The sequence below is a fragment of the Bradyrhizobium sp. SZCCHNS2022 genome (assembly GCF_032377575.1).
GTDB lineage: Bacteria > Pseudomonadota > Alphaproteobacteria > Rhizobiales > Xanthobacteraceae > Bradyrhizobium > Bradyrhizobium aeschynomenes.
Genome location: NZ_JAUHHZ010000001.1, coordinates 2954472 through 2981292, shown reverse-complemented (window position 1 = coordinate 2981292; position 26821 = coordinate 2954472). Strand labels below are relative to the sequence as shown.

At 64.0% G+C, this 26821-nt stretch carries 23 protein-coding genes and 1 pseudogene; 15 read left to right on the top strand and 9 right to left on the bottom strand.

What is annotated here, in order from left to right; translation table 11 throughout:
- Positions 1-253: 253 nt before the first annotated feature.
- The 5 genes from QXZ94_RS13265 (at position 254) to QXZ94_RS13245 (ending at position 3738) form a co-directional block, all read left to right on the top strand.
- Positions 254-613 (top strand): helix-turn-helix transcriptional regulator, encoded by a 360-nt coding sequence (locus QXZ94_RS13265; protein WP_315720778.1) that lies wholly within the window; start codon positions 254-256, stop codon positions 611-613.
- Positions 614-700: 87 nt separating this feature from the next.
- Positions 701-1378 (top strand): type 1 glutamine amidotransferase domain-containing protein, encoded by a 678-nt coding sequence (locus tag QXZ94_RS13260; RefSeq protein ID WP_315720777.1) that lies wholly within the window; start codon positions 701-703, stop codon positions 1376-1378.
- Positions 1379-1424: 46 nt separating this feature from the next.
- Positions 1425-1715 carry a putative quinol monooxygenase gene (locus QXZ94_RS13255; protein ID WP_315720776.1) on the top strand — a complete coding sequence of 97 codons (291 nt, stop codon included), beginning with the start codon at positions 1425-1427 and terminating at the stop codon, positions 1713-1715.
- Between the two features lie 231 nt (positions 1716-1946).
- Positions 1947-2909 (top strand): alpha/beta fold hydrolase, encoded by a 963-nt coding sequence (locus tag QXZ94_RS13250; RefSeq protein WP_409998793.1) that lies wholly within the window; start codon positions 1947-1949, stop codon positions 2907-2909.
- A gap of 118 nt (positions 2910-3027) precedes the next feature.
- Positions 3028-3738: an alpha/beta hydrolase gene (locus QXZ94_RS13245; RefSeq protein ID WP_409998792.1), complete on the top strand. Its 711-nt coding sequence runs from the start codon at positions 3028-3030 to the stop codon at positions 3736-3738.
- A 727-nt stretch (positions 3739-4465) separates the two neighbouring features.
- Here QXZ94_RS13245 and QXZ94_RS13240 read toward each other — a convergent pair.
- Positions 4466-5479, bottom strand: coding sequence for an aldo/keto reductase (locus QXZ94_RS13240; RefSeq protein WP_315720774.1), 1014 nt, complete (start codon positions 5477-5479; stop codon positions 4466-4468).
- Between the two features lie 96 nt (positions 5480-5575).
- Between QXZ94_RS13240 and QXZ94_RS13235 the strand changes: the two genes are divergently transcribed.
- The 6 genes from QXZ94_RS13235 to QXZ94_RS13210 all read left to right on the top strand — a co-directional run bounded on the left by QXZ94_RS13235 (position 5576) and on the right by QXZ94_RS13210 (position 13309).
- Positions 5576-6706 (top strand): AraC family transcriptional regulator, encoded by a 1131-nt coding sequence (locus tag QXZ94_RS13235; RefSeq protein ID WP_315720773.1) that lies wholly within the window; start codon positions 5576-5578, stop codon positions 6704-6706.
- A gap of 159 nt (positions 6707-6865) precedes the next feature.
- Positions 6866-7330, top strand: coding sequence for a (2Fe-2S)-binding protein (locus tag QXZ94_RS13230; RefSeq protein WP_315720772.1), 465 nt, complete (start codon positions 6866-6868; stop codon positions 7328-7330).
- A 1-nt stretch (position 7331) separates the two neighbouring features.
- Positions 7332-9587 (top strand): xanthine dehydrogenase family protein molybdopterin-binding subunit, encoded by a 2256-nt coding sequence (locus tag QXZ94_RS13225; protein WP_315720771.1) that lies wholly within the window; start codon positions 7332-7334, stop codon positions 9585-9587.
- 8 nt (positions 9588-9595) lie between these two features.
- A complete protein-coding gene (locus QXZ94_RS13220; protein ID WP_315720770.1) occupies positions 9596-10228 on the top strand; it encodes a hypothetical protein in 633 nt (210 codons plus the stop codon).
- Positions 10229-10377: 149 nt separating this feature from the next.
- Positions 10378-11607: an MFS transporter gene (locus QXZ94_RS13215; protein WP_315720769.1), complete on the top strand. Its 1230-nt coding sequence runs from the start codon at positions 10378-10380 to the stop codon at positions 11605-11607.
- A 40-nt stretch (positions 11608-11647) separates the two neighbouring features.
- Complete coding sequence (locus QXZ94_RS13210; RefSeq protein WP_315720768.1) at positions 11648-13309, top strand: FAD-dependent oxidoreductase; 1662 nt, start codon at positions 11648-11650, stop codon at positions 13307-13309.
- A 270-nt stretch (positions 13310-13579) separates the two neighbouring features.
- Here the strand turns inward: QXZ94_RS13210 and QXZ94_RS13205 are convergent, their stop codons facing one another.
- Positions 13580-13780 carry a zinc-binding dehydrogenase gene (locus QXZ94_RS13205; protein WP_315720767.1) on the bottom strand — a complete coding sequence of 67 codons (201 nt, stop codon included), beginning with the start codon at positions 13778-13780 and terminating at the stop codon, positions 13580-13582.
- 229 nt (positions 13781-14009) lie between these two features.
- On the opposite strand from QXZ94_RS13205, the pseudogene QXZ94_RS13200 reads away from it, so the two are divergent.
- Positions 14010-14744: pseudogene (locus QXZ94_RS13200) on the top strand (substrate binding domain-containing protein).
- Positions 14745-14974: 230 nt separating this feature from the next.
- On the opposite strand, the gene QXZ94_RS13195 reads toward QXZ94_RS13200, so the two are convergent.
- A complete protein-coding gene (locus QXZ94_RS13195) occupies positions 14975-16036 on the bottom strand; it encodes a site-specific integrase (RefSeq protein WP_315720766.1) in 1062 nt (353 codons plus the stop codon).
- Positions 16037-16147: 111 nt separating this feature from the next.
- Here QXZ94_RS13195 and dusA point away from each other — a divergent pair, with 111 nt between their 5' ends.
- Complete coding sequence (gene dusA / locus QXZ94_RS13190; protein ID WP_315720765.1) at positions 16148-17143, top strand: tRNA dihydrouridine(20/20a) synthase DusA; 996 nt, start codon at positions 16148-16150, stop codon at positions 17141-17143.
- A 111-nt stretch (positions 17144-17254) separates the two neighbouring features.
- Here the strand turns inward: dusA and QXZ94_RS13185 are convergent, their stop codons facing one another.
- The 6 genes from QXZ94_RS13185 to QXZ94_RS13160 form a co-directional block, all read right to left on the bottom strand.
- Positions 17255-17791 carry a TIGR02281 family clan AA aspartic protease gene (locus QXZ94_RS13185; RefSeq protein WP_172113402.1) on the bottom strand — a complete coding sequence of 179 codons (537 nt, stop codon included), beginning with the start codon at positions 17789-17791 and terminating at the stop codon, positions 17255-17257.
- A 28-nt stretch (positions 17792-17819) separates the two neighbouring features.
- On the bottom strand, positions 17820-18017 hold the full coding sequence (locus tag QXZ94_RS13180) for a DUF1289 domain-containing protein (protein WP_172113403.1): 198 nt from the start codon (positions 18015-18017) through the stop codon (positions 17820-17822).
- A gap of 47 nt (positions 18018-18064) precedes the next feature.
- Positions 18065-19663 (bottom strand): HAMP domain-containing sensor histidine kinase, encoded by a 1599-nt coding sequence (locus QXZ94_RS13175; RefSeq protein WP_315720764.1) that lies wholly within the window; start codon positions 19661-19663, stop codon positions 18065-18067.
- A 119-nt stretch (positions 19664-19782) separates the two neighbouring features.
- Positions 19783-21231, bottom strand: coding sequence for a PepSY domain-containing protein (locus tag QXZ94_RS13170; protein WP_315720763.1), 1449 nt, complete (start codon positions 21229-21231; stop codon positions 19783-19785).
- 6 nt (positions 21232-21237) lie between these two features.
- Positions 21238-23631 (bottom strand): TonB-dependent receptor, encoded by a 2394-nt coding sequence (locus tag QXZ94_RS13165; protein ID WP_315720762.1) that lies wholly within the window; start codon positions 23629-23631, stop codon positions 21238-21240.
- A gap of 345 nt (positions 23632-23976) precedes the next feature.
- Positions 23977-24846, bottom strand: coding sequence for an NAD(P)-dependent oxidoreductase (locus QXZ94_RS13160; RefSeq protein ID WP_172113407.1), 870 nt, complete (start codon positions 24844-24846; stop codon positions 23977-23979).
- 261 nt (positions 24847-25107) lie between these two features.
- On the opposite strand from QXZ94_RS13160, the gene QXZ94_RS13155 reads away from it, so the two are divergent.
- Positions 25108-25554: a VOC family protein gene (locus QXZ94_RS13155; protein WP_172113408.1), complete on the top strand. Its 447-nt coding sequence runs from the start codon at positions 25108-25110 to the stop codon at positions 25552-25554.
- Positions 25555-25686: 132 nt separating this feature from the next.
- The gene (locus QXZ94_RS13150; protein WP_315720761.1) at positions 25687-26817 is read left to right on the top strand and encodes an Mrp/NBP35 family ATP-binding protein; all 1131 of its coding nucleotides are present in this window, start codon (positions 25687-25689) and stop codon (positions 26815-26817) included.
- Positions 26818-26821 lie beyond the last annotated feature (4 nt).

Genomic DNA, 26821 nt, shown 5'->3' with positions numbered 1-26821 from the left:
CTTCCGGACCGGACGGAGCGTCTCCATCTCTAAATTCCGCCCGCGCTCCTCGACCAGAGCGCGCTTGCGGATTCCGATATCGATCCGGTGAAGATCGAAATCGCCTATGCTCACGGTTTGACGGGCCGGGTGCACTTCCTCATTTGCTCACCGCCTCTGGATCTGCTTCATCGTCCGCGACAGTCGGCTGACGCGCTGTTCGGGAAAGGGATTCAAGTCGCGCTCGCGGCGCACATTTGGGGCAACTATACAATTGATCGCCGGCGTTCGCCAGACAGGCTCCGTCGCTCGATCCAAGGCGACTGCAGCGCGTGCTCAGGCCTGTCCCAGCCCCGATCATTTCTGCCGGCTGTTTCGCGAAGCGACCGGATTGTCAGCGCACCGATACGTAACTGATCGGCGCGTTCAGGCTGCGCGGCACGAACTCGCGCGCAGCCGAGTCTCCCTGGTGGAAATTGCCCTTGAATTCCGTTTTGGCTCGCAAGCGAACGTCACGCGCCTCTTCTGTAAGGCCGCAGACCTCACTCCGGGGCAGTATCTCGAATTGTGCAGCGACCAGATCCAGGCAAATGCCGATGGGCCCGATTCGAATGACCGCAGGGATTGCTCATGATCCCGCAGGATTCGCAAATACGGTTCTGGGGCCCGGCGATAACGTCATTGCGACATCTCACTTTTGCAGCTCTCCAGAAGGCCGATCATGACCCAGCACGTCCTGTTTATCGTCAGCAACGCGGCAGTGATCGGCCCGCAGAATCGCAAGACGGGCTTCTTTTTCGCCGAGGTTGCGCATCCGTTCGATGTTCTTGACAAGGCAGGCATCGCGGTCGAGTTCGCTTCCTTGAGAGGTGGATGGACGCCCTATGACGCCTACGACGAGAAAGATCCTGCGCAAAAAGCCTTCCTTGAAAGCAAGGCTTTTCGCCGTCTCAATCGCAGCCGCAAGCTGGCCGAGGTGGATGCTGCGGATTTTGATGCGATCCTGGTGCCAGGCGGACTTGGGCCGATGGTCGATATCCAGCGAAATCCTACCGTTCATGATGCGGTCGTGCGTGCATGGAGCACGGGAAAAATCGTGACGGCCGTTTGTCACGGTCCATGCGCGCTTCTCGGAGTAGACCTTGGCGACGGTAAGCCTTTCGTGCAGGGAAGGAAGCTGACTTCGTTCTCGAAGAAAGAAGAGTACGACTACGCACGTGAAGATGTTCCTTATGAGCTTGAAGATGCTTTGAGGGCCGAGGGCGCTGAATATACGTCTGTAGAAAACTGGCAGCCGCACGTCGTCGTCGATGGGCGCCTGATCACCGGGCAGAATCCTGCGTCAGCCGGGCCTCTGGCAAAGGAGCTGCTGGCGGCACTCAGAAGCAGCCAAGTCTAGCCTGGCCGCCTCGGAGGCCGCAGTCACGAAAAAGGTCGGTTGTACAATGCCGTCAAAGATTACAGCCATTCTGGTTGCCTACCCTGGCAAAAGCCTTGAGCTTAGAGATCTGCTTGTCGGAATGGCGCCGCATTGCAGAGCCGAGCCCGGAAATCTGCGTTGGGACATTTGGCGCGACCGGGAGGACGATCATCGTTACGTCCTTGACGAACTCTATCTGGACGGCGCTGCTGTCGAAGCGCATCGCAATTCACAGCATTATCAGGAGTACCTGGCCAAGGCTCCCAAATTGGCCGAGCGCACGGCAGTCGTCGCGGAGGCCTTGGATGTCAGATAATCGTTGCCTTCGACATATTGGCAATGTCGCTGAGCTTCAGTTGCCACAGCGCGAGACGGCCGGTTCGTAAGGGTTGCGCACGCAATTGCGCTTCTGTCACGAATTGCGAAGACGACAGATCAGTAGACTGACGAGGCGATGTTGATCGCACTCGACTACCGCGAAATAACCTGGTGCACGACCGAAGGAGTTGCGATGCGTCTGTCCTGCACGATTGCCATCGGCTTGATCATGGCGAGTGCCCATCCATCGTTCGGGGAACCCACGGCGTCCGATTGCGGACCGGGCGCGTCCGCTCATCGCTTGCCGATACCTGGCCGCGCAGCGGGCTCTTCAACGGTTCACTACCGCACGGCCGCTATCAACGGCGTGAACGTGTTCTACCGGGAGGCTGGGCCGACAGATGGGCCGGTCGCTCTGCTTTTGCATGGCTTTCCGTCGTCCTCGCATATGTTTCGCGATTTGATCCCGAAGCTGGCCCACAGATATCATGTCATTGCGCCGGACTATCCTGGCTTCGGGCAGAGCGGCGCTCCAGACCGCAGCCGATTCTCCTATTCGTTTGCGAACTATGCCGAGATGATCGATGTGTTGCTGGATCAACTCGGTGCAAAGCGCTACGCCATGTACGTCATGGATTACGGGGCGCCGGTCGGCTACCGGCTCGCCCTCAAACATCCAGAGCGTGTGACTGCCCTCATCGTTCAAAACGGCAACGCCTACGAAGAGGGTTTGCGAGACGCTTGGGAGCCGATCAAGGCGTATTGGAAGGAAGGCACGGAGGAGCGGAGGAATGCGCTTTCGTTCCTCGTCTCGGCCGCATCGACGAAGTTCCTGTACACCGACGGCGTACGCGATCCGACTCGCATCAGCCCTGATAATTGGGTCAATGACCAGGCACTCCTGGATCGCCCGGGCAACAAGGATATTCAGCTCGACCTGCTGTACGACCACGCGACCAACGTCCCGCTCTATCCGGCCTTCCAGGCGTTTTTCCGCGAACGTAAACCGCCCGCCCTGATCCTCTGGGGCAAGAACGACAAAGTCTTCGCTGAAGCAGGCGCGCACGCCTATCTGCGCGATTTGCCGGAAGCCGAGTTGCACTTGCTCGACACCGGCCACTTCGCACTCGAGGACCAAATCGACGTGATGGCGCCACTGATCAACGACTTTCTCGATCAAGTTAACAAATGACGCTGATGCAAGACGTTCGCACGAAGCCAACGCTGGCTGATTTGTTATTCCACTCCACAAGACGAAGGGAAATCATATGAAGTATCTGGCACCGTTGCTGGCGCTCTCCGCGCTTGTCATGACGTCAACATCCTCGGGAGCTCAGCAGCAGAAAGCGACATCCGTCGTCCTCGTCCACGGAGCGTTCGTCGATGGCTCAGGCTGGCAAGCGGTCTACGATCTTCTCAAGAAGGACGGCTACGAAGTATTGGTGGTCCAGAATCCGACCATCACACTCGAAGGCGACGTCGCCGCTACAGAGGCAGTGATCGCAGCAGCCAAGTATCCTGTCGTGCTGGTAGGCCACTCCTATGGCGGCATGGTGATCACGCAGGCTGGCGAAAATCCGAAGGTCAAGAGCTTGGCTTACATCGCAGCTTTCGCGCCGGATACGGGCGAATCGGCCGCATCGCTGAATTCGTGGCCAGCAGAGCCCGGCGAGGTTAAGGCACCACTGCTGCCCCCGCAGAACGGCTATCTACTGGTCGATCCCGCGAAGTTCCCGACGTCCTTTGCAGCGGATTCGCCCGTGGCTCTCACCGAGTTCATGGCGGCCGCGCAAGTGCCATGGGGATTGCACGCCGTTGAAGCGAAGGTCACAAAGGTGGGCTGGAAGGCAAAACCAAGTGTTTTCCTGATCCCGTCGCAAGACCGCATGATAACTCCAAGTTCGCAAAGAAAGATGGCCAAGCGAAGCGGCGCGCGAGTGGAAGAGATAAGCAGCAGCCATGCAGTGATGCTGTCCCATCCGCGGGAGGTCGCCGCATTCATCGAGTCTGCCGACCGATGATCGAAGCGGAATAGATCATCTTTCGTTGCGACCCGCAGTGAATTCCGCTGCGGGTCGTCGATTGCAGGAGCACGCAGCCAAGCCGTCAAGGGAACAAAGCGATCACTGGGATCCCACCAAGCGCGTCGGAAAACAATTGCCGGATCATGGCGGCTCAGCGGCTCGTTGGGCTCGTTGGGATCGTTGGGCTTGTCGATCCTACAATGTCATCTCGCCGGCTCGCCGCAGGAGGTGCGACGCTCTCACGAGGCCCTGCATAGCGAACCCTTCCCGGTACTGCCGGCAGACAGGCGACAGGATGGAATTGGCCTTTCCTGGATAGCCAGTCTCGAGATGATGCGCCGCAAGCTCGCTGGCGGCGCGCAGTTCGGATGACGGCGCCCCGATGCTGCGGGCCTCGTCGATCGCGGCTAGGAGGGAGACGCTCGGCGCGATCAGGCTGCCCAGAGACGCGATGATTGAGGGCCCGGAGTCGCATCAGCTTTGCCCGCGCCTGCGCCACCACGGAGTAGGCGCCAATCGGAATGGCCGCATAGCTCGGCGACGAGGCCTGCTAGGCGGAAGCGGCCGGGCCCGTCAGTAGCGCGAAGCATGGTCGAGCATTCGATATCGGCGGCATTGTTCACAGCGTCGGTCATCTGCAATCTCCTCGAGGTCAACAGGCAGTGTTGCGGCCGAGAGAGAGCCGGGACCGGCCGCAACTTGCTGTGCTCCGCTCTGAGGCCGGTCAGTTCGTCTCCGGGACCGGAGCATCCGGATGGATGAGGCAGGCGGCGCGAAGCTCGCTCCAGAACGCGGTAGGAATAACTTCCGCGAGCGCGGCATGATCGGCCGCGATACGGTCGGGGCGGCTTGCTCCGGGAATGACAGCCGCAACTGCCGGATTGGCGAGAGCGAACTGCAGGCCGGCCGCTTTCATGCTGATGCGATGGCGATCGGCGATGGCCTTGATGCGCGCCACCTTCTCGATGATCTCGGGCGGAGCCGGCGCGTATTCGAAGTTCGGACCGCCGACGAGCGCCCCGGAACTATAGGGGCCGCCGACGATGAGTCCGAGCTCGTGCTCGGCCACCATTGGCATCAGCCGCTGCAACGCCTGGGCATGGTCGAGCAGCGTGTAGCGGCCTGCCAGCAGGCAGCCATTGGGCCGCGGCGCATCTAGCGCGAGCAGCAGTTCGATCGGCTCGACCCGGTTGACGCCGAGCCCCCATGCCCTGATCACGCCCTCGTCGCGCAGCCGGTCGAGCACCTTGAATGCGCCCTTGCGCGCGGTATCGAACACGCCGAGCCACTCGTCGCCGTAGAAGTCCTGCGCGACGTCGTGAACGAAGACGATGTCGATGCGGTCCAGGCGCAGCCGCTTCAGGCTGTCCTCGATCGAGCGCAGCGTCGCATCGGCCGTGTAGTCGTTGACGATCCTGTTGGGACGTCCATGCTTGAACACGCCGCCCTTCTCGCCGAGGTCACGCGCGTTCACGTCCTCGATCTCGTCGAGGATCAGACGGCCCACCTTGGTGCTGATCACATAGTCAGCCCGCGGCCGCCCAGCGAGCGCCGCACCCAGGCGCAACTCGGCGAGCCCAGCGCCGTAGAACGGGGCGGTGTCGAAATAGCGGATGCCGCTGTCCCATGCGGCGCTGACCGTCGCCAGGGCTTCGTCTTCCGGAATGTCGCGGAACATGTTGCCGAGCGGTGCGGCGCCGAATCCCAGTTTGCCGGGCAGGATGGTCTTCAGTGACATGCTCTCGTCTCCTTAGACGTGGCTGATTGGCTCAGCCGTTCCTACGGCGGATGAGCGCGGACATATTCTCGGTTTCTGCGCGATGACGGACCGATCTTGCTGATTGCTGCGCAGCCTCAACAATCGTCCGAGGGGACTGGGGTCGCCAGCAAGCCTCTGCGTTTACTGCGATTTACCTCTTTTAACCGCGCGCTCCCTGGACTTTGCCTGCGCTGTCGCGAACAAGTGGCAGGTCAGTGGGGACGACCGGCAGCGTTAGTCGAGATACCCCCGGATCGAGCGGAGGCCACAATGCCGCTCCCCACGCATGGGGACGAGAAATATCGGAACAGTGAGAAGCTCGCGGAAGCCAAGGACTGGCAACACCTCGGCATCGAGCATCGCAAGTTCGCGGCCGGTCGTCAGGAGACGCCCGTTCCAATCTGTAACGAGCTCGTGCTGCTGCTGTCCGGCGGAGGCATCGTCTCGCGCACCGGCAATGGCGAAACACAAACCAGTCTCGCCCGGCCGGGGATGACCTATCTCGTTCCGGTCGGCACGCAGGAGAGCCATCTCGAACTGTCGGACCGGATGGAGTGCCTGCATCTCTATCTTCCCCCCGCGCTTCTCGATCAAAGCGCGCTCGCCGATTTCGACGTCGACCCGGACAAAATTGAGATCGCCTATGCCGACGGCCTTGCAGACCAGGTGATCTTCCAGATCTGCTCGCCGCTGCGCGATCTGTTGTATCGGCCGCGCCAGCCGACCGATGCGTTGTTCGTCGAGGGCATCCAGACCGCGCTCGCGGCCCATCTCATCGGTTGCTATACGATCGATCGCTGGCGGCCGCCCGAGAGATCGCCTTCGCTTGATCCGCGCCGGCTGCAACGCGTGATCGACTTCATCGAAGCTTCGCTCGGCGCCGACATCCGGCTCGACGAACTTGCCGCCCAGGCCTGTCTCAGCCCGTTCCATTTCTCGCGCCTGTTTCGCGAGGCGACCGGCCTGTCGCCGCATCGCTACGTCACCGATCGCCGAGTCCAGGCGGCACGGCATGAACTGGCGCACAACGACGCGACGCTGGTCCAGATCGCGCTCGACTTCGGCTTCGGATCGCAAGCCAATTTCACGCGTGTCTTCCGCAAGGCTACCGGCCTGACACCCGGACAATATCGCGAGTTGTGCTGCGGCTCCTCGCAGGCAAAGCAGGGTCGTCGCGCACTCGATCGGCGCACGGATTGTCCATAATACCGCAGGATTCGCCAATACCGTCGCGTCCCCATGCGGCAGACTACATGCGTCAGCTTCGCCGAGCTAACTGCCGGCCGCATCCCGATGCGGCTGCTCCTGTAACCGTTGGCTTCAGACCGCAAGCGCGGCAGGCATCTGATAGGAGGATTCATCGACATGATCGAGTTCACGGTCAACGGAACCAAGCGCCAGGTCGACGTCACTCCCGACATGCCTTTGCTTTGGGTGCTCAGGGATGAGCTCGGGATCACCAGTGCCAAATATGGTTGCGGCGTCGCGCAGTGCGGCGCGTGCACGGTTCACATCGATGGCTTGGCGGTCCGCTCCTGTCAGGCGCGGATCGGCGATCTGGCCGGAAAGTCGGTCGTCACGCTCGACGGCGTCGACGGACGCGATCAGCATCCGGTGGTGCAGGCATGGATCGAGCATCAGGTGCCGCAATGCGGCTACTGCCAGACCGGGCAGATCATGCAGGCGATCTCGCTGCTGGACCTGATCCCAAAGCCGACCGACGAACAGATCGACCAGGTCATGTCCGGCAATCTTTGCCGCTGCGGCACCTATCCTCGTATTCGAGCCGCGATTCATACGGCGGCCGCAAAGAAGATGGCGGAGAAGTAACATGGATATCGCGCAAGGTCTTTCGCGTCGGTCCTTCCTCATCGGTTCCGCGGCGCTGGCCGGCGGTGTTGCATTCGGCGGCTACGGCGCGGCCGTGCAGGCGGCTGCATCGGCCAACGACAATCCGCTGGCTGCGGGCCTTGCGCCCGATGCGGTGACCTTCAACCCATGGGTCGAGATCAGTGGCGGCAAGATCACGCTGATTGCCCAGCATGCCGATATCGGCCAGGGCACCGGCTCGGTCCAACCGATGATGATCGCCGAGGAGATGGACCTCGATCCCGGTCAGTTCGAGATCCGGTTCGCGGGACCGCACCCCGCCTATTTCAATACAGGCTTCAAGGAAGAGCTCGCACCCTTCCTGGCTGCGGACCAGAGCCCCGCCGCGGAGAAGGCGCGCGCCGTCGCGCTCGAAGGTCTCAGGAAGTCCGGGCTGCAGATGACGGGTGGGTCGAGCACCATCCCTGACACCTATGAGAAGCTGCGGGTGGCCGGCGCCGTCGCGCGCGAGACGTTGAAGCTTGCAGCGGCCAAACGTACGGGCGTGCCGCTGGCCGATCTCCGCACCCAGTCCGGCCATGTGGTGCTGCCGAACGGATCGCGGATCGCCTATGTCGATCTCGCAGCGGACGCGGCGCGCATTCCGCCGGTGCTCGATGCCAAGCCGCGCGATGCCTCGACGTGGAGGATTCTCGGCAAGCCGATGATGCGGCTCGACATCCGCTCGAAAGTGCTGGGCGAATTGAAGTTCGGCATCGACATGAAGATGGACGGCATGCTGTACGCCGCCGTCAAGCTGAACCCCAACAAGGGGCAGCCTCTGGAATCCTTCGATGCTGCCAAGGCACGGACAATGCCGGGCGTGAAGACGATTCTGCGTCTGAAGAACGGCGTCGCTGCCGTCGCGACAAACAGCTGGTATGCCATGAAGGCGGTCGAGACGATCGACTGCGATTGGGCGCCGTCGACCTATCCTGCCGAACAGGCCGATCATTGGAAGACGCTGGAGGCATCCTTCAAACCGGAGTTTCTCGGCAAGGAGTGGCGCAAGATCGGTGATGTCGAGGCAGGCCTCAAGCAAGGCAAGCGGGTCGAGGCCGAGTATCGCGCACCTTATGTCGGTCACCAGCCGCTGGAGCCGCTCAACGGCGTCGCCGTCGTAACCGATGCGGGCATGGAGATCTGGGTCGGGCATCAGAGCCCGCAGGCGGTGCAGGCGATCGCGGCTGCCAATGCCGGTCTGAAGCCCGAGCAGGTGACGTTTCACAACCAATGGACGGGCGGCAGCTTCGGGCATCGTCTGGAGTTCGAGAACGTCCGCGTGCTGGCGGAGATCGCCAGCCAGATGCGCGGCACGCCGATCAAGCTGGTGTTCTCGCGCGAGGAGGATTTCCGTCAGGATATCCCGCGCCAGATCTCGATCGCCCGCCACACAGGCAGCGTGGCCAAGGGCAGGATCATTGCGGCCGACCTGAAGCTCGCGGGCACGATGCCCTACAACGGACTGCTCGAGCACATGGGCATGCCGACCAAGGATCCCGATCCGCAACTCGCCGCCGGGCTGTGGAACGTCTACTACGATATCCCGCACTTTCGCGCGACGACCTTCGAGGCGCGCAACCTGTCGCCGTGCACGACCTGGCGCTCGGTCGGCGCATCCACGGGCGGCTTCTTCACCGAGAGCTTCATCGACGAGATGATTCATGCGGCGGGGCTCGATCCGATGAAGGCTCGCATCGAGATGTGTGCCGTGCCGACCTATCGCAAGGTGCTCGAGACGGTTGCGGAGATGTCGGATTGGAAGGGACCGCTCGGCCAGGGCAGGGGACGCGGCGTCGCCTTCGTCGAGTCGTTCGGAACACCGGTCGCCGAGGTCGTTGACGTGACGGCGACGCCGCACGGCATCCGGGTCGACAGGGTTTTCGTCGCCGTCGATGTCGGCAAGATCATCGACCCCGTCAACTTCGAGAGCCAGGTGCAGGGCGGCGTCGTCTGGGGGCTCGGTCACGCAATGAATTGCGAACTGACCTACGCCAAGGGTGGGGTGCAGCAGACCAACTACAATCATCACGAAGCGATGCGGATGTACCAGTGTCCGGTGATCACCGTGCGCGGTCTCGAGAACGATCCGAAGGTGAGGGGGCTCGGTGAGCCGCCGGTGCCGCCAGTGGCGCCCGCCCTGGCCAACGCGATCTTCGCGGCCACGGGCAAGCGCATCCGCGAAATGCCCTTCAACAAGTTCGTCGAATTCGTGTGAGGCCGGCCATGAAACGCTCTTTGATTGCGATCGTCGTCGCAACGTCAGCTATAGCGGCGCTCACTGGCATCGTTGCCGCCAAGGACGAGGCCAACAAAGATGCGCTGCCGGCCGGTAGCATTAGCCGCGCCGAAGGACTGAAAGCCTGGCAGCGGATCGAAGCGGTCATCACTCATCCGCGTTGCGCCAATTGTCACGTCGATGCCGGGGCGATTCCGATCTGGACGCCGGCGGGTGAAACCAAGCCGCGCGTGCACGGCATGAACATCCATGGCGGCGAAAGCCGCATCGGTGCCGAGGCGGTGCCGTGCTCGACCTGTCACATGACCTCGGCCATGCCGAATGATCCGGCGCCTGCGCCGCCGCACGCGGGCATCGACTGGCAGCTCGCGCCAGTCGAGTTCATCTGGTTCGGCAAGAAAGGCGCCGAGATCTGCGCGCAGCTCAAGGATCCCAAGCGCAACGGGGGCCGCGACGCCGTCGGGCTGCTCGAACATCTGCGCCACGACGCTTCGCAGAATGGCTTCATCCCGCGCGGCTGGGCGCCGGGCGCGGGACGCTCGACGCCGCCGGGCACGTTCGAGGATCACGTCAAGGATGTGGCCCTCTGGGGCGCGGCAGGACAGCCTTGTCCAAAGTGATACAGCGACGCGGCGGGTTCCAAGGGCGTGAATAGCCGTACGTCAGAGCCTCCGCAGTGCGGACGCGCTGACGCGAGCGTGTGAACCAACTGCGGGATCCTCGGGCCATGATCGCCGCGATCAGACCTTCCTTGTGAGCGGATATAGTGATGCTCGAGAGCGCCTACCGAGCGCAATGCGCAGCCGTCGAGGACCATTGCACCGATGAAGCGCAGCAGCGCAGGCGCGGCCTGACGCTGTTTGCGCTCGCGTTCGGAAGCTTCTGCATCGGCACGTCCGAATTCGCGAGCATGGGAATCCTTCAGCTGCTCTCGACCGGGCTTGGCGTCGATATCCCGGCCGCGACCTACGCAATCACGGCTTACGCGGTCGGTGTGGTGGTCGGAGCGCCTCTCGTGACGCTGATGGCCGCGCGACTGAACCGGCGGATGCTGCTGCTCTGCCTCATGGCGCTATTCGTGCTCGGCAATGCGCTGTCGGCGATTGCCCCCAATCTGACGCTTCTAGCCCTCGCGCGCTTCGTGAGCGGACTGCCGCAAGGTGCCTACTTTGGCGCGGGCGCCATGGTCGCGTCCTGCATCGTCGGTCCCGGTCAGTCCGGCAGGGCGTTCGCGCAGGTCATGGGCGGACTGACGATTGCAACGATCATTGGTTCGCCGCTGGCGACCTTCCTGGGTCAGGCGATTGGCTGGCGGCGGACCTATGCCGTCGTCGCGTGCGTGGCGCTGCTTGCCCTGCTGGCGCTGTGGGCGTGGGTGCCGGTAAGTCAGTCACTGCGCGGCCGTCCCTTGATGCAGGAGCTTGGCGCGCTGCGCCGGCCTGCCGTGTGGGGAACCATGCTGGTCGCAGCGCTCGGCGTCGCCAGCATCTTCGCGATCTACACTTTCATCGGTCCGCTGGTGACCGACCAGGCCGCGCTTGATCGCGCCTGGATCCCGGTCGCGCTGGCGCTGTTCGGGTTCGGCATGACCTTCGGCAACTTCATCGGCGGGCGAATGGCCGACGCCTTTCCCGCGCGTGGCCTTGTCGCCGGCTTCGGTTGCGCTCTCGTGGTGCTCGCCGTGCTGGCGATCGCAGGCAGCCATGTCTGGGTGCTCATGCCCGCCTTGTTCGGGGTGGGCGCCACGATGATGACCGCGATCCCGACTATCCAGGTCCGGCTCACACGCTTGGCGCCGGAAGCGCCCACGTTGATGGGCGCCATGAATCTCGCCGCGCTCAATTTGTCCAATGCGATCGGCGCATGGGTCGGCGGCCAAGTGATCGCGTCCGGTCGCGGACTGCTGTCATGCGCATGGGCTGGTTTCGGTTTGACAATGCTCGGGCTCGCGGTCTTCGCGCTGACGCTGGCAAAGGTGCCGCAGCTCGCGCGGGCATGAACGAAGCCGGCTTGGGTGCATGGAACCGGTGGTGACGATCATGGCTATCAGTGAGGCTCGCCGCGAGCAGATCTTCCCGACGCTTTCGGAGTTGCAGATCAGCCTGGCCCGGCGCTTTGCAAGCGCGGATGCGCGCCGCTTCGACGCCCATGAGACGATCTACGACATCGGTGCCCGCAACATTCCGGCCTGGATGATCCTGGAGGGATCGGCCGATGCGCTCATGCGCGGCGCCGCGGGCAAGTCGTCGCTGGTCACGACCTATCGCCGCGGCCAGTTCACAGGCGAGACCAATCATCTGTCGGGCCGTCCAACGCTGATGTCGGTCGTCGCAGGCGAACAGGGGGCGCTGGCTGTTCCATTCGATGCGCCGCATTTGCGCGCCCTCGTCATTGCCTCGGCCGAGGTCGGCGAGATCATCATGCGCGCGTACATTCTTCGTCGCATCATGCTAATCGAGGAGGGACAGGGCGGCGGTGCCGGCTCGGTCCTGGTCGGTCGCAGCGATGCGCCCGAGATCGTCCGCCTCGCCGGCTTTCTGGCGCGCAACGGCTATCCGTTCACCACGATCGATGCGTCGGAGGCGGAGGGACGCGAACTGGTGCGACGGCTCGGTATCGCGGCCGACGATCTGCCGTTGATGATTTGCCCCAACGGCACGTTGCTGGCGAAACCGAGCGATGCCGACGCTGCGTCCTGTCTCGGCATTTTGCCGGTGCTCGAGCCGCAGACGGTGTACGATGTCGCCGTCGTCGGCGCCGGGCCGGCGGGACTGGCGGCGGCGGTCTACGCCGCATCGGAAGGGCTCTCTGCCCTGGTGCTCGATTCCCGCGCCTTCGGCGGCCAGGCGGGTGCGTCCGCGCGGATCGAGAACTATCTCGGCTTCCCCACGGGCATTTCAGGTCAGGCCCTGGCCGGACGCGCGTTCAATCAAGCCGTCAAGTTCGGCGCCGAGGTCGCGATCCCGCTCACGGTCGACCGGCTTCACTGTCACGGGGATGAGTCGGATGTCGCCTTCACGCTGGAGCTTGGCGGCGGCAGCACCGCACGTGCGAAGACCGTCGTTATCGCGTCGGGCGCTCGCTATCGGCGGCCAGACATTGCCGGATTGGGCGAGTTCGAAGGTGCCGGCGTTTCGTACTGGGCTTCGCCGATCGAGGCACGTCTGTGCGCGGGCGCCAAGGTCACGCTGGTCGGCGGCGGCAACTCAGCGGGTCAGGCGGTCGTCTATCTTGCGCCCAGGGTCGAGCGGCTCGACCTCGTGGTTCGCCGGCCGCTTGCGCAGACGATGTCGCGCTATCTGATCGACCGGATTTCCGCGCTTCCCAATATCGAGCTGCATCTCGGCTCGGAAGTCGTCGGCCTGCACGGTAACCGCGCGACGGGCGTGACCGCCGTGACGCTGCGCGACAACGGAAGCCGCACGACCCGCACGCTAGAGGCGCGCCATCTGTTCCTCTTTGTCGGCGCCGATCCCAATTCGGAGTGGATCAACGGCTGCGTTGACATCGACGACCGAGGCTTCGTGCTGACGGGCGAGCAAGCCGGTCCGGGGCACAGATTGTCGCTCGAGACGAGCAGGCCTGGCATCTTTGCGATCGGCGATGTCAGGGCAGGCTCGACCAAGCGCGTCGCAGCGGCCGTCGGCGAAGGCGCCACCGTCGTCTCGCAGGTTCATTCGGTCCTGACGCGAAGCCGCTGACCCGGCGGGAGCGAGCAGGATGGCTGCCGCGCCTCACCAAACGACTCGGCAGCGACCTCAGGCGGCCTTCGTTTCCGACGGATGACCATGAAGAGATCTGTCGGGGGACGGAGTGACGCGTGAATCCCCCCCGCTACTCGAACCCCCGACGTATCTCGGGATGACCCCTAATGCTGGTTCTCAGGCACCGCATTGGCAACTCGCCGCCTCCTCCATACGAGAGTTTCGATTCCCTTCACCCGCTCCAGTGTTTTCATCACTGTTGCGCGGTCAGCGTTCCAATCGGACGAGCAAGCTGTAAGGACGGAATTCTGATTCAACCGTCAGGATGATCTTACCGAAGCTGCCACCTGCTTCCATCAGACGATGCGCTTCGGCAGCTTGTTGCAGCGGAAGCACTGCATGGATCAGCGGCTTCAGTTTGCCCTCCGCGAGCAAGGGCAGGGCTAAAGGCGCAAAACGCTCTATCACGGCCCTCTTTTTCCGCGGGATCGCGCGATTTCATCACCGTGCCCTGCAGCCGCAGGTGATTGTGCAGGAGCAGCTTGAGCGGAATGGTCGCCTCTGTCGCGCCGCTGAGAATGCCGATCTGCACCAATGTTCTGCCAGGTCTGAGGCTACGCAGATTGGGCGCGAGATTGACGCGCTAGAACACTCGCTGGGCCTGCTGCTGCTGGTCCGTTCTACGCGCGCGTTGGCGATGACCAACGCGGGCGAACGCCTCTACGAGCGGGCCCAGCCCTTGCTCGACCAACTGGCCGATACGTATGCTGAAGTCGCTGCGTTCGATGGAGCCGTGGCGGGTGTAGTGCGGATCGCCTGCTTGCCGACGTTCGGAAAACGCTACGTTATTCCGGTCCTCCAGCGGATCATGGCCGAGCATCCTCGGCTCCGGATTGAACTTGGTTTGACCGAGCGCCTTGCCGATCCGGTGCTTGAATGGCTGGACGCTGTGATCCGCATCGGTGATCTGGCAGACAGCACGCTTATCGCCACCAAGCTCTCCGATCAGCGCCGCCTCCTAGTGGCAAGTCCAGCCTATCTGGCGCGTGCGGGCCGCCCTGAAGCGGTGGCCGATCTGCCGCGCCATCGACTGATCGACAAGCTGCATGGCGCGGACCTGCTTGATTGAGCCGATCTGTTGGGCACGCCAGTGGCGCAGGCGGTGAGCAATGACGATGCCGTCTTCCGCTGCGATGATTTCGAAGCGATGCGACTTGCCGCGTGCGCGGGTCTCGGCGTCGCGTTACTTCCCGAGTGGGTGGTCGTCCCGGATGTCCGCTCGGGCGCACTGGTCCCTCTCGGCTTTGGCGGCGAGGTCTGGAGTAGCCGACCTGTCGGCATCTGGCTCTTGCGTGCGCTGGCCCAACCTTCGGCTCGGCTGCAGGTGCTGTCTGAGGCATTGCGTGAGACCGCCGGTCGTCTGTTCCTGTGAGCGTTCGGCGATGGTCGCTTGCGAATGGCAGTTCCAACCCGCAGCTGAGGGCGATCTTGGGTCGCTTCAGTTCGGACTGTCCAGAAAAGCTATTCTAGTTCGATCGCGCCTAGAGCCGACTCTTGTCCCAACGCGCCTTGAAGTATTCAACTCTCGAAACCTCCGAGCTGAATACGACGGTTCGATTTTTCAGCCATTGGGATTGAGCTCGCCAATGTTTTCGGTGCCTGTCAGGCAACCCGGACCGAACGGATAGAGTGTAGCGTTTCTGGCCTTAGGTGTGTGTAGCGGCGCAGCATTTTCCAATCCTTGTGCCCGGTGACAAGTGCGACCTGTTCGATTGAAAATCCAGCTTCGAAGAGGCGACTCGTGCCTTCGTGACGCAAATCGTGAAAATGAAGGTCATCGATCTTCAATTGCTGGCACTGACGACGAAATGCTGTTCCAACGGATCGTCCGTTGTAAGGAAAAATTCGACCTTCGCGAGTATTCGAGAACCGACCTTGCTCCTCAATGATCTTGCATGCGTCATAGCCTGTTACATCCAGCAGGGGAATTCGCTGATCGTTGCCCTTCTTCTTTCGGGGATCTTTCCGATTGCGAATGAGGAGCATTCGGCTGCCGGCGTCGAAGTCGCGCCATTCGACTCTTGCAATTTCGTCTTGCCGCATAGCCGTCGCGACCGCAAATCGGATGACACGACCAACTGGGATCTGTTGCCGATCGTTTGACTCCAACGCTGAGATAATACGATCGAGTTCGTCTTGCGTGGGACGGCGATTGCGCTCATTGCCTTTTCCAACGAGCCCGAGACGTCCCAAAGCGATCCGGGCGAGATCGATTGGTTCAGTTGACGCAACAATACCGTGTACCGCGGCGGCGTGAGACAGAATCGTCTTTATATATCCAAGATCGATCCCGACCGTCACGGGGCCCGCTCCCTCCAGCGCGCGCTCTTTTCCGAATTTGATGAGCCGCTCTCGATCAAGCTCTGGAAGACGAAGATGCCCAAGTCTTTCGTCCAGGAAGTTGAGGCTGGCAGTTTTGGAACGACCGATGTCCTTCCCGACCTCTTCCAAGTCTTGACGATGAAGTGTGATGAGGTCGCCGAAAAGCTGGACATCCCGAGATTTGTGCGTCGCTATCGATTCTTGGCGATCGATCCGCCGCTCGATATCGATGCCCCATTCTTCGGCGTCCTTTCGGCGGAGAAATGTCTCGTTGACATATTTCCCCTTTCGTCGGACTTGGGCTCTCCAAGAGCCGGATTTCAGTCTGGTGATAGTTGCCACGCGTGTGCGCTCCGTGTGCACTGAGGCGTCGAAAAGCCGGAAAAAACGTCGCACTATGGCGTAGAGTAGAGTGCACACGACGCGACCTAACGAATTGAACTTAATCGAAAAATGCAGATAAATCAATCACATAGATTTGCCGTGGCGCCTATGATGGATTGGACGGACCGGCATTGCCGCGTGTTCCATCGGCTGCTGTCGCGCCGTGCGCTGCTCTATACCGAGATGGTGACCACCGGCGCCGTCATCCATGGCGATCGCGCGCGGCTGCTCGGCTTCGATGCGAGCGAGCATCCGGTGGCGCTGCAGCTCGGCGGTTCCGATCCGGCCGATCTCGCGACCTCGGCCGAGATCGGCGAGGAGTTCGGTTACGACGAAATCAATCTCAATGTCGGCTGCCCGTCGGATCGCGTGAAGGACGGCCGCTTCGGCGCGTGCCTGATGGCCGAGCCCGCCTTGGTCGCAGCCTGCGTTGCCGCGATGAAGCGCGTGGTGAGGATTCCGGTCACCGTGAAGTGCCGCATCGGCATCGATGATCAGGATCCCGAAGTCGCGCTCGATGCGCTGGCGGATGCGGTCGTCGATAGCGGCGCCGACGCGCTCATCGTGCATGCGCGCAAGGCGTGGCTGAACGGTCTGTCGCCGAAGGAGAACCGCGACGTCCCGCCGCTCGACTATGACCGGGTGTACCGGCTCAAGGCGCGGCTGCCGCACGTGCCCGTCATCATCAATGGCGGCATCACCAGCATCGCGGCGGCGCGAGGTCATCTCGCGCATGTCGATGGCGTGATGCTCGGGCGCGCCGCCTATCAGGAGCCGTGGCGGCTGCTCGATGTGGACCCCGTGCTGTTCGGCGAGGCCGCGCCACACCAGATGAAGGGCGCGCTGGCGGCGCTCGAACCGTACATCGAACGCCAGATCGGGCAGGGTGCGCGGCTGCATGCCATCACGCGGCACCTCGTCGGTGCCTATCACGCGGTGCCCGGCGCGCGCGCCTTTCGCCGCCATCTTGCCGAGCGCGGCGTCAAGCCCGATGCCGGCATCGAGGTGCTGCGCGAGGCGGTGGCGATGGTCGAGGAGCGTGCCCTGGCGGCCGCGCTCGCCTGACCCGGCCGTTGGCGGTCGGCAGCGGCGCTGGGGCAGGGTGTCGGCCGTGGCGGAGAGCGCCGGCCGGGACCTGCCGCTCCCGCTAGGCGACGACGCCCGCCGCGACGCGCGTCAGCTGCGATCGGGATAGCCGTGCAGCATCAACCGGTCGGAGTGCACCTCGATGCGTTCGAGCCGGTCGAGAAAGCTCATGCCGAGCAGGTTGGTCTTCATCTGGCCGTTGCGCACCACCAGCGCCGGCACCGAGCGCTCGACCAGCTTGCCGATCGCCAGTCGGTCCAGCGTCAGCCGCGCCGCCTTGGTGTGGCCGCCGGCCGTCTCGACGTCGACGTCGTAGTCGAGCAGCTCGAGCGGCAGGCCCGCGGCCTTTGCGGTCTCGTAGGTCAGCACCACGGAGGTGGCGCCGGTGTCGACCACCATCGGCGCCGTGACACCGTTGATCTTGGCGCGCAGCGCGAACTCGCCGCCTCGGGTGCGCTCGATCTCGACGGCGTTGGTCTTGGGCGTTGCCTTCGCCCTGAGCGCGCGGCTGCGCAGCACCTCTGACACGGTGTCGCTGGCGAGCGCGGCCTGCTCGGGGTCCTTGTAGACGATGACGGCGCCCGCGGTGAGCACCATGGTGACGAGAACGAGCACGACTTTGTTCATGCCGCGCCTCCGGTGCGGCCGGCCGCGTTCAGCCGCGCCGGGGCGCCATCGCGGGCAGGCCGGCGTCGTGCATGCGCGCGCGCAGCCCGTCCATCAAGGCGAGCCGCTCGTCGCGTGACATGCTGCCCCAGCGCGCGATCTCCGGCAGCGTGCGGCCGCAGCCGAAGCACAGCTTGGTCTTCGGGTCGATCATGCAGACGGCGATGCAGGGCGTGTCCTGGCTCATGAGGCCAGTCAAAAAGGTTCTGGTCCGGCTTTGCAAGTGCCATCATCTCACAGTCCCGTTCCGGCATTCATGATCGGCTTGCGCAGCAGTCGCCGCTTCTCCTGGGCGGGCGCTGTGGCAGGTTCAGGTTGCAGCGGCGGCGCCTCGTCGGACAGCGGCGCCAGCGCCGACATTACCCGCTCCGGCGGGAAGGTGACGATCACCTCGGTGCCGATGCGGACCTTCGATTTCAGCGTGAACGTGCCGCCATGCATCTCGATCAGGTTCTTGGCGATCGGCAAGCCGAGGCCCGCGCCCTGTTCCGCCGACTTGATCGAGTTCGAGCCCTGGCCGAATGAGGCGAGCACGATCGGAATCTCGTTCTCGGGGATGCCGGAGCCGGTGTCCCTGACGCTGAGATACTGGCCGCCGGACGCGGTCCAGCCCGCCTTCAGCCAGATCTCGCCGCCCTGCGGGGTGAACTTGATCGCGTTGGACAGCAGATTGAGCACGACCTGGCGGATCGCACGTTCATCCGCCCACAGCCGCGGCATGCTCTGCTCGAACACTTCGTGGATGGTGATGCCACGGCTCGAGGCGCGCAGCTTCAGGAGATGGTGACAGTCGGCGATGACATGCACCAGCGCGACGGCCTCCTCGTTCAGCTCGTAACGGCCGGCCTCGATCCGCGACAGGTCGAGGATCTCGTTGATCAGGTTGAGCAGGTGGACGCCGGAATTGTGGATGTCGGCGGAATATTCCTTGTAGACCGGCACGGCGTGGCTGCCGAAGATCTCGCTCTTCATCACCTCAGAGAAGCCGAGGATGGCGTTCAGGGGCGTGCGCAGTTCGTGGCTCATCTGCGCTAGGAAGCGCGACTTCGCCACGTTGGCGGCCTCGGCGCGGTAGCGCGCCTCGTCGGAGATCGCCTTGGCCTGTTCGAGCTCGCCGATCAGCGCGTCCTTCTCGGCGCGGGCCTCCAACGTCGCGAGCGTGGTCGAGTGCAGCTGATGCGCCAGCAGCACGAAATAGCCTTCGGCCGCGACGGCAAATCCGGCGAGCAGATAATTGTCGAACGTGCCTGACAGCGCGAGGCTCAGCGTGATCGCTACGGTGACCGGCGCGGTGACGGCGACGGCCGCGACCGGCAGATTGGCGGCGAGCATGCTGGAGACGGCGATCACCAGCAGCATCAGGAACATCATCAGCGTGCCCGACACCTCGGCGAGCGCGGGGTGGATGAGGATCGCCATCCAGCACACGCCGTAGAGCAGGTCGAGCAGCACGAAGCGCGTGCGCCAGCGCCGCGTCGCCGCCATCGACGGCTGGTCGGCGAGGAAGTTCGTGCAATTGCGGACGATCGCGGCGTGAATGCAGAGCACGCCGAGCGTCCAGGCGCCGGCGGCGACCGCATGCAGCCAGACGCTGAGCATCAGGCCGGTCGCCACCACCAGCAGCATCACGATGTAGGAGGCGGAGATGCGGGTCTGGGCGTATTGGCGCAGCAGCTCGCGATCGAAGGCCGGCCGCGTTTCCGATGTCGACGTTAACCGGTCGCGCGCCTCGCGCACCCGCTGCTGCGCGGCCCGACGCTGGCTTGCCGGTCCGAGCGCCGGCGCATCGGCCGGAAGCTCGACGATCTCGGGCTTTTCCGCGGGTTTACTCATCAACAACACAAATCCTGCCCGGGGCCGCACGGGCTGCTTTCTGCATCGTCTATAACTGGCTCGAAATCCTTAAGACGGATTATAGACAACGAAAAATTTGCGTTAACCGCGCGTTAAAATTAACCAATGTGGCGGGATGTGCCGCCGAGCAGCCGCAGCCGCCGCCATCCGATCACCATGCCCGTGATGCTGAAGGCCGCGCCGAGCCCGCACAGGCCGACGATGAGCAGCGTGCGCAGCGTCGCGTGAGCCAGCAAGGTCGGAAAGTCGAGCGTATGCAGCGCCTGATACAGCCAGCGATAGGCGCGCCGCGACGGATCGAGCTTCTCGAGGACAGCGCCCGACGCGGAGTCGACATGATACCAGGTGTCGCCGCAGACCACGCGATGGACCGGGGCGCCCGGCACCTCTGACGTGAAGGGATGGTCGTCGCCCGGCTCGACCTCGGTCGAGCGCGCGCACCGGCCGTGCAGATCGGCGGTCACGGCGTTGACGTTTGCAGGCTGGAGGAATCGGCCGACCATGCGCCAGGTGGAGCCATCCAGCACGGACATCTGCTGCTGGCTCAGCGCGCGCCTGATACGCTGATGAAGCTGGCCGCCGAAGGCGAACCACTCGATCTCACGGACCTCGCCATGGACGGTTGCGAGCGTGGTGGCGCTCAGGGCCGTCCAGTCGGGTGCGCCAATGAGGATGGACTCCTCGGGCAGGGTGAGATGGCCGGTCGCAAACAGCCGGCCGTGGTCCATCGACAGCCAGCCGCTGACGATCCAGGTGAGCACGAACTGCATGCAGATGAGGCCGGCCCAATGATGCCACAAGTGCCAGCCGTGGTAACGCGAGGACAGCCGCGCCTTGCGCCGTCGCAGCCTGACGGGGCCGAGCAGGGCGCCCGTCACGGCCGCCATGACCGCCGCGAGCGACAGCCACCAGACTACGATGTTCCAGGCCGCCCAGTCCTTGCGCAGCAATGTCGGATAGATCCAGTGCACGACGCTGCCGACATAATTCCAGGCACGCTCGAAGTGCGTGGTGTCGAGCACCACCTCTCCCGTTCGCGACGAGACATAGAGCTCGCTGCCCTGCGAATCGTTGAGCGCAATCCGGTACAGCGGGCGATGGGGATCGAAACGGTTCGGTACCGTCCATTGATCGTAGTCGTCGCGTGCGGCGATGGTAGCGCCGCTGGCGTCAAGTCCGCGCCGTTGCGCGGTGGTGCGGGCGATCGACAGAGCGAGGTTGGGGTCCGTCACATCGGCCGCCGCCAGCGTGTCGGCATGGATGGCCGTGCTGCGACCGTGCGCGGTGATGACATAGACCGGTCCGTCCACGCGCTGCATCAGCCGGACGCGGATGGGACGCTCGATGCCACCAGCGGCGAGCGCCTCCGCGGGGCTGCGCAGGCCGGCGGTGAGGTCAAACGCCGCCAGTCCCGCGAAGCGTTCGCTCTCCGTCTGTGCCGGGAACGGCACGAAGTGCATCACGATCCCGGTCGCGAACCACAGCACGAACAGCGGGCCAAGGGGAATGCTGAGCCAGCGATGCGTGAGGATCAGCGCCCGGATCATGCCGCCTCAGAACTTGAACGAGGCTTCGACCTCGTAGGTGCGGGGCGCACCTAAGAAGATCTGGTCGGGATAGAACGGGTCGCTCCAGGCCGCATAGCGCTTGTCGGTGACGTTGCGGACGCGGAAGGCGAGGCGCGTGCTGGTCGCGGTCGCAAACAGCGGCACCTTCGGCAGATCGACAAAGGCAAACAGGTCGGCGGTCGTGTAGGCCAGCAGCTTCACCGTATTGGCGTCCGTGCTCCAGCGGTCGCCGACGTGACGGACCGAGAAGCCGAGCTCGACCGGCCACCAGCCCGGATTGAGGAAGCGATAGGAGGCACCGCCATTGACGATGACGGCGGGAATGTTCGGCGGCGTGTTGCCGGAGAACGAGCCGCTGCCGTCGGCGAGATCGTAGTCGGCATAGCGCGCGCGGACATAGGCGACATTGCCCCAGAGCTTGCTCTCCGGCGTCGGCCGCACCGCGGCTGCGATCTCGATGCCCTGCGACTTCACCTTGCCGGCAAGATTGAGCTGCTGGCCTGCCTGGGCGCTGTAGACGTTGTTGCGTTCGATGTCGAAGGCCGAGAAGGTCCACTCGGCGCGGCCGTTCCACAGCAATTGCTTGACGCCGGTCTCATAGCTGCGGGAGTCAGATAGTGTCAGGTTCTGCGTCGGACTGAGAATGAAGATGCTGTCGGCCGAGATGTCGGTCGCGGTCGCATATTGGCTGTAGAAGGTGGTGCCCGGCAGCGCCTCCCAGGTATAGCCGATGCGGCCGGTGAGCGGCTGCCAGCTCTTTGAATAAGGAAAACCGGGCCGATCAGCGCCGTTCCTGATCCAGTTGCGATCGAGCGTGAAGGGATTGTAGCGCAGGCCGCCGATCAGGGCGAAGCTGTCGGTGAGCTTCAGCCGGTCCTCGATATTGAGCGCGACGCTGTCGATGGTGGCGGTCTGCAGCTGCGTTCTCAAGTCGCCATAGGTGCCGCGGTCGAACCCGACCAGCGGGACCGGCTCGCCCGGAAAGTTTGCGGCGCCGGGCCGCGTGAAGTCGGTATGGGAGCTCTCGATCGAGCCGACGAGGCGGTTGTCCAAACCGAAGATGCGGCCGTTCCAGGTGACGTCGGTGATGTTGCCGACGATGTTGTGGTTGTGGTGGACGAAGAAGCGCTCGCGATCGACTTGTTTAGTGAGCGAGTTGTAGGCCGAGATCTCGTTATTGTACCAGTCGCGGCTGGCATTGTAGTTGTAGATCTGGCTCCGCAAGGTGACCGCGTTGTTCAGGTCCCATTCGAAGCCGCTGCGGACCCATGACTCCTTGATGGTCTTGTGGCCGTCGATCACGTTGTAATTGGTCGACAGCGTGCGGCGGTCGATCGTCACGGCGTCGAGATTGCTGCTGTTGTAGGCGGATATCTTGCTGCCCGAGACGATGCCGGCGGTCGCATTGGTGCCGCTGTCGGCCGCCGGCACCAGCGGCGTGCCCTCATAGGGCTTGGCCTTGTAGTCCTTGAATTCGGCGGCAACGAAGGTCTTGAAGCTGTCGGACAAGCGGTAGTTCAATTGTCCGGACACGTGGACGTTCTTGAACTCGGTGTCGTCGATGAAGCCGACTTCTTTGGTCCGGCTGATGTCGAAGCGGTAGTCGAGCCCGGGGACGGTGGTGCTGCCGCCCGAGCCGAAGCCGCTCCGGAACGTGCCGCGCTGGTCGAAGCCGACGAAAGCCTCGTTCTGCACAGGGCCGGTGTGCGGGGTCTTGGTGACGAAATTGATGGTGCCGCCGACGGCGCCCTGGCCTGAACTCAGCGAGGAGGGACCCTTGAGAAACTCGACGCGGTCGAGATTGAAGGTCTCCATCGTCAGCGCCGTGAAGCCGGTCGGGCCGATGTTGATGCCGTTGTAGAGCACGTTGACCTGGTTGCCCTGGAAGCCGCGCATCGCAAAGCCGACATCGTTCGGCGCATCGCCGGCGCTGACGCCGGTCGCGCCTTTCACCGCGTCGACCGTCGTATGGTAGCCTTGCTCGCGCAGCGTCGCGGCGCCGACCACTTCGACGGTTGCCGGCACCTCGCGGGCCGTCAGGCCGAGGCGGCTGCCGATCGCAGGCGTCGCATTGCCGTTGAGGGGCGTCGCGGCCGAGCCGGCGGAGGAGGGAGTGGCCTGCGCCGCTGCCTGTGCCGGCGCAGCCGCGCGCCGCGCCGCAGGCCGCAGCATCCGCCTGGCGGCTTGCCCCGCCGATGACGTCCGGCCGGCCACCTGCCGCTGGCGCGGCGCATCGACCGTGACGTCCGGCAGCGGCGTATCCGCCGTCGTCCGCCTCCCGCTCGTGGCCTGCTGCGCATGGGCCGCCGGCATGGCGGACCAGCCTGCCAGCATTACTCCCGCCAGCGATATCGAAGCCCAGACGTTCCGCGTGCTCATTCCGAATTCCCCACCGCGGATGCCCGGCTGCCCGGCGCTCCGCTTCCAAGCCAAAGTTCGTCGTAGCGGGGACGAGAGCTAGCGTAGGTGGGAGCAAATGTAATGTTATAACATTACATTTGCTTCCTTCTCCTCGTATGTGTCTCGATCGAGCAACATTTGCGAACGATTAGCGATTGCAATCGGTAACAGCGAGTCGCTTGGCGCGCAACGGGCGCTGCTCTGGGTGGGCGCGTCATGTTCCGGTCGCGCCGCGGACAGGGCGGGGACGAGGAAGCGCCAGCGCGGGCGGAGCCTGCCGCCGCGCGGAAGCGGCGGCAGGGGATCAGATGGGACGCGACCGCGTCACTTCTCCAGCCGCGCGAGCAGGCTGCACGTGTCCCAGCGCTTGCCGCCGAGCTTCTCGACCTCGGAGTAGAACTGATCGACCAGCGCGGTCACCGGCAGATGGGCGCCGTTGCGGCGCGCCTCGCTGATGCAGATCGACAGGTCCTTGCGCATCCATTCCACTGCAAAGCCAAAGTCGTATTTGCCTTCGTTCATGGCCTTGTAGCGGTTCTCCATCTGCCAGGACTGCGCGGCGCCCTTGGAGATGGTGTCGATGACCGCCGGCACGTCGAGGCCCGACTTCTTCGCGAAATGGATGCCCTCGGCGAGGCCCTGCACGAGACCCGCGATGCAGATCTGGTTGACCATCTTGGTCAGCTGGCCGGAGCCGGCCGGTCCGAGCAGCTTGCACATCCGGGCATAGGCCGCGATCACCGGCTCGGCGCCCGCGAAGGCATCCTGGGTGCCGCCGCACATCACGGTCAGCACGCCATTCTCGGCGCCCGCCTGGCCGCCCGAGACGGGCGCGTCGATGAATTTGAAGCCGGACTTGGTGGCTGCGGCGTCGAGCTCACGTGCCACTTCAGCTGATGCCGTGGTGTGGTCGACGAAGGTCGCGCCCTTGGTCATGCCGGCGAAGGCGCCGTCGGGGCCGATCGTGACCGAGCGCAAATCGTTGTCGTTGCCGACGCAGCACATCACGAAGTCCTGGCCTTCTGCGGCCTGCTTCGGCGTCGCCGCGGTCTTGCCGCCGAATTTGTCGGCCCATTCCTTCGCCTTGGCTGCCGTGCGGTTGTAGACGGTGACCTCGTGACCACCCTTCTTCACGAGATGTCCCGCCATGGGGAACCCCATGACGCCGAGACCGATGAAAGCGACTTTAGCCATATGAGTGACCTTGCCCTTGGGTTCTGCCGGCGGCCTTGCGATGGCCGGGCGGTTCTTGGAGAGGAAAACATCAGCAGCCGGCCGGGTTCCGGCGGCGCGCTGGACGCCGCACCATAACGGCTTGCGAGGCGGGGGCAACGGCTTCGTGACGGATGCGAAAAGGCGCCGGCGTGCTAAAGAGGGATGATCAGGACGGCTTGCAAAGCCGTCATTCCACGACGAAATCCAGACAAGCAACGAACCAACCAGGGAGTGTCTCGCATGGGCGTCAGCGTCGGCGTGCTCGATCATTTCAACATCCGGACCCGCAACCTGCAGGAGACCGTGCGCTTCTATGAGGACGTGCTCGGGCTCGAGAATGGCGACCGGCCGAACTTCGCGTTTCCCGGCGCGTGGATGTACAGCGAGGGCCGTCCCGTCGTGCATCTGGTCGACATCTCGCCGACCTCCGAGGCGCAGAAGCCGGACTCCGGCGTCGTCCACCACGTGGCCTTCGTCAGCCGTGGCTTTGCCGGCATGAAGGCGCGGCTCGCAGCCAAGGGCATGCCGTTCGATGCGCGGCAGGTGCCGGGCGGCGAGCTGTGGCAGATCTTCGTCCGCGACCCCAACGGCGTGATGATCGAGCTCAATTACGAGGCAGCGAAGGAGCAGGCCGAGGATGCGCCTGACGAGAACTCCGGCGACGTCGGAACCATGGTGGCGTTTTGAGCCAGGCTTCATTATGAAGCAGCGCAACAGAGGGCTGACGCGATCCTTTCGGCAACGACGGAAGATCGCGTCGGGCCAACATCATAGGGCGCGACGATGTGGCGCGTTCTGAGCCTATTCAGGAGACGCGCCGTGAGCGTGACGCAGCAGCAGGTCATCGAGGCACTCAAGCAGGTTCGCTCGCCGCGCGGCGTGGCGCTGCCCGAAGCCGGCGTGCTGTCGCCGATCACGGCAAACGACGGCAAGGTGTTCTTCTCGATCAATGTCGAGGCCAGCGAGGCGCGCGCCTGGGAGGATACCCGGGCAAAGGCCGAGGCCGCCGTGCGCGCCATTCCCGGCGTCACCATGGCGATGATCGCGCTGACCGCCGAGCGCAAGGCGGGTGCTGCGGCCCCGCCGCCGCGGCAGGGCGGCGTGCAGCCGGTCGCGGCGCATCGGCCGCATCAGCACCAGCATCCGGCCGATTCGCCGATGTCGAAGCAGGCGGCGATTCCCGGCATCGCTGCGGTCATCGCGGTCGCCTCCGGCAAGGGCGGCGTCGGCAAGTCGACCACCGCGATCAATCTCGCGCTGGGCCTGCGCGATCTCGGTCTCAAGGTCGGGCTGCTCGACGCCGACATTTACGGCCCGTCGGTGCCGCGGCTCACCGGGCTGCAGGAGAAGCCGCAGCTGACGCCCGAAAAGAAGATGATCCCGCTGTCCCGCTTCGGCCTTGCGATCATGTCGATCGGCTTCCTGGTCGACGAGGACTCGGCGCTGGTGTGGCGCGGCCCGATGGTGATGTCGGCCATCAACCAGATGCTGCGCGACGTCGCCTGGGGGACGCTCGATGTCCTGGTGGTGGACATGCCGCCCGGCACCGGTGATGCCCAGCTCACGCTGGCGCAGAACGTGCCGCTGAAGGGCGCCGTGATCGTCTCGACGCCGCAGGATCTGTCGCTGATCGACGCCCGCCGGGGGCTTGCGATGTTCCGCAAGGTCAACGTGCCCGTGCTCGGCATCATCGAGAACATGAGCTATTTCCAGTGTCCGCAATGCGGGACGCGTTCGGACATCTTCGGCCATGGCGGTGCGCGCCACGAGGCCGAGCGTCTCGGCGTGCCGTTCCTCGGCGAGATCCCGCTGCACATGGACATCCGCTCGACCTCGGATGCCGGCAACCCGGTGGTGGAGAGCGAGCCGAACGGCCCGCATGCGGCGATCTACCGGAGCATCGCGTCCTCGGTGCGGGATCAGCTCAAGGGCGCCATCGCTGCGGCTTGATGCA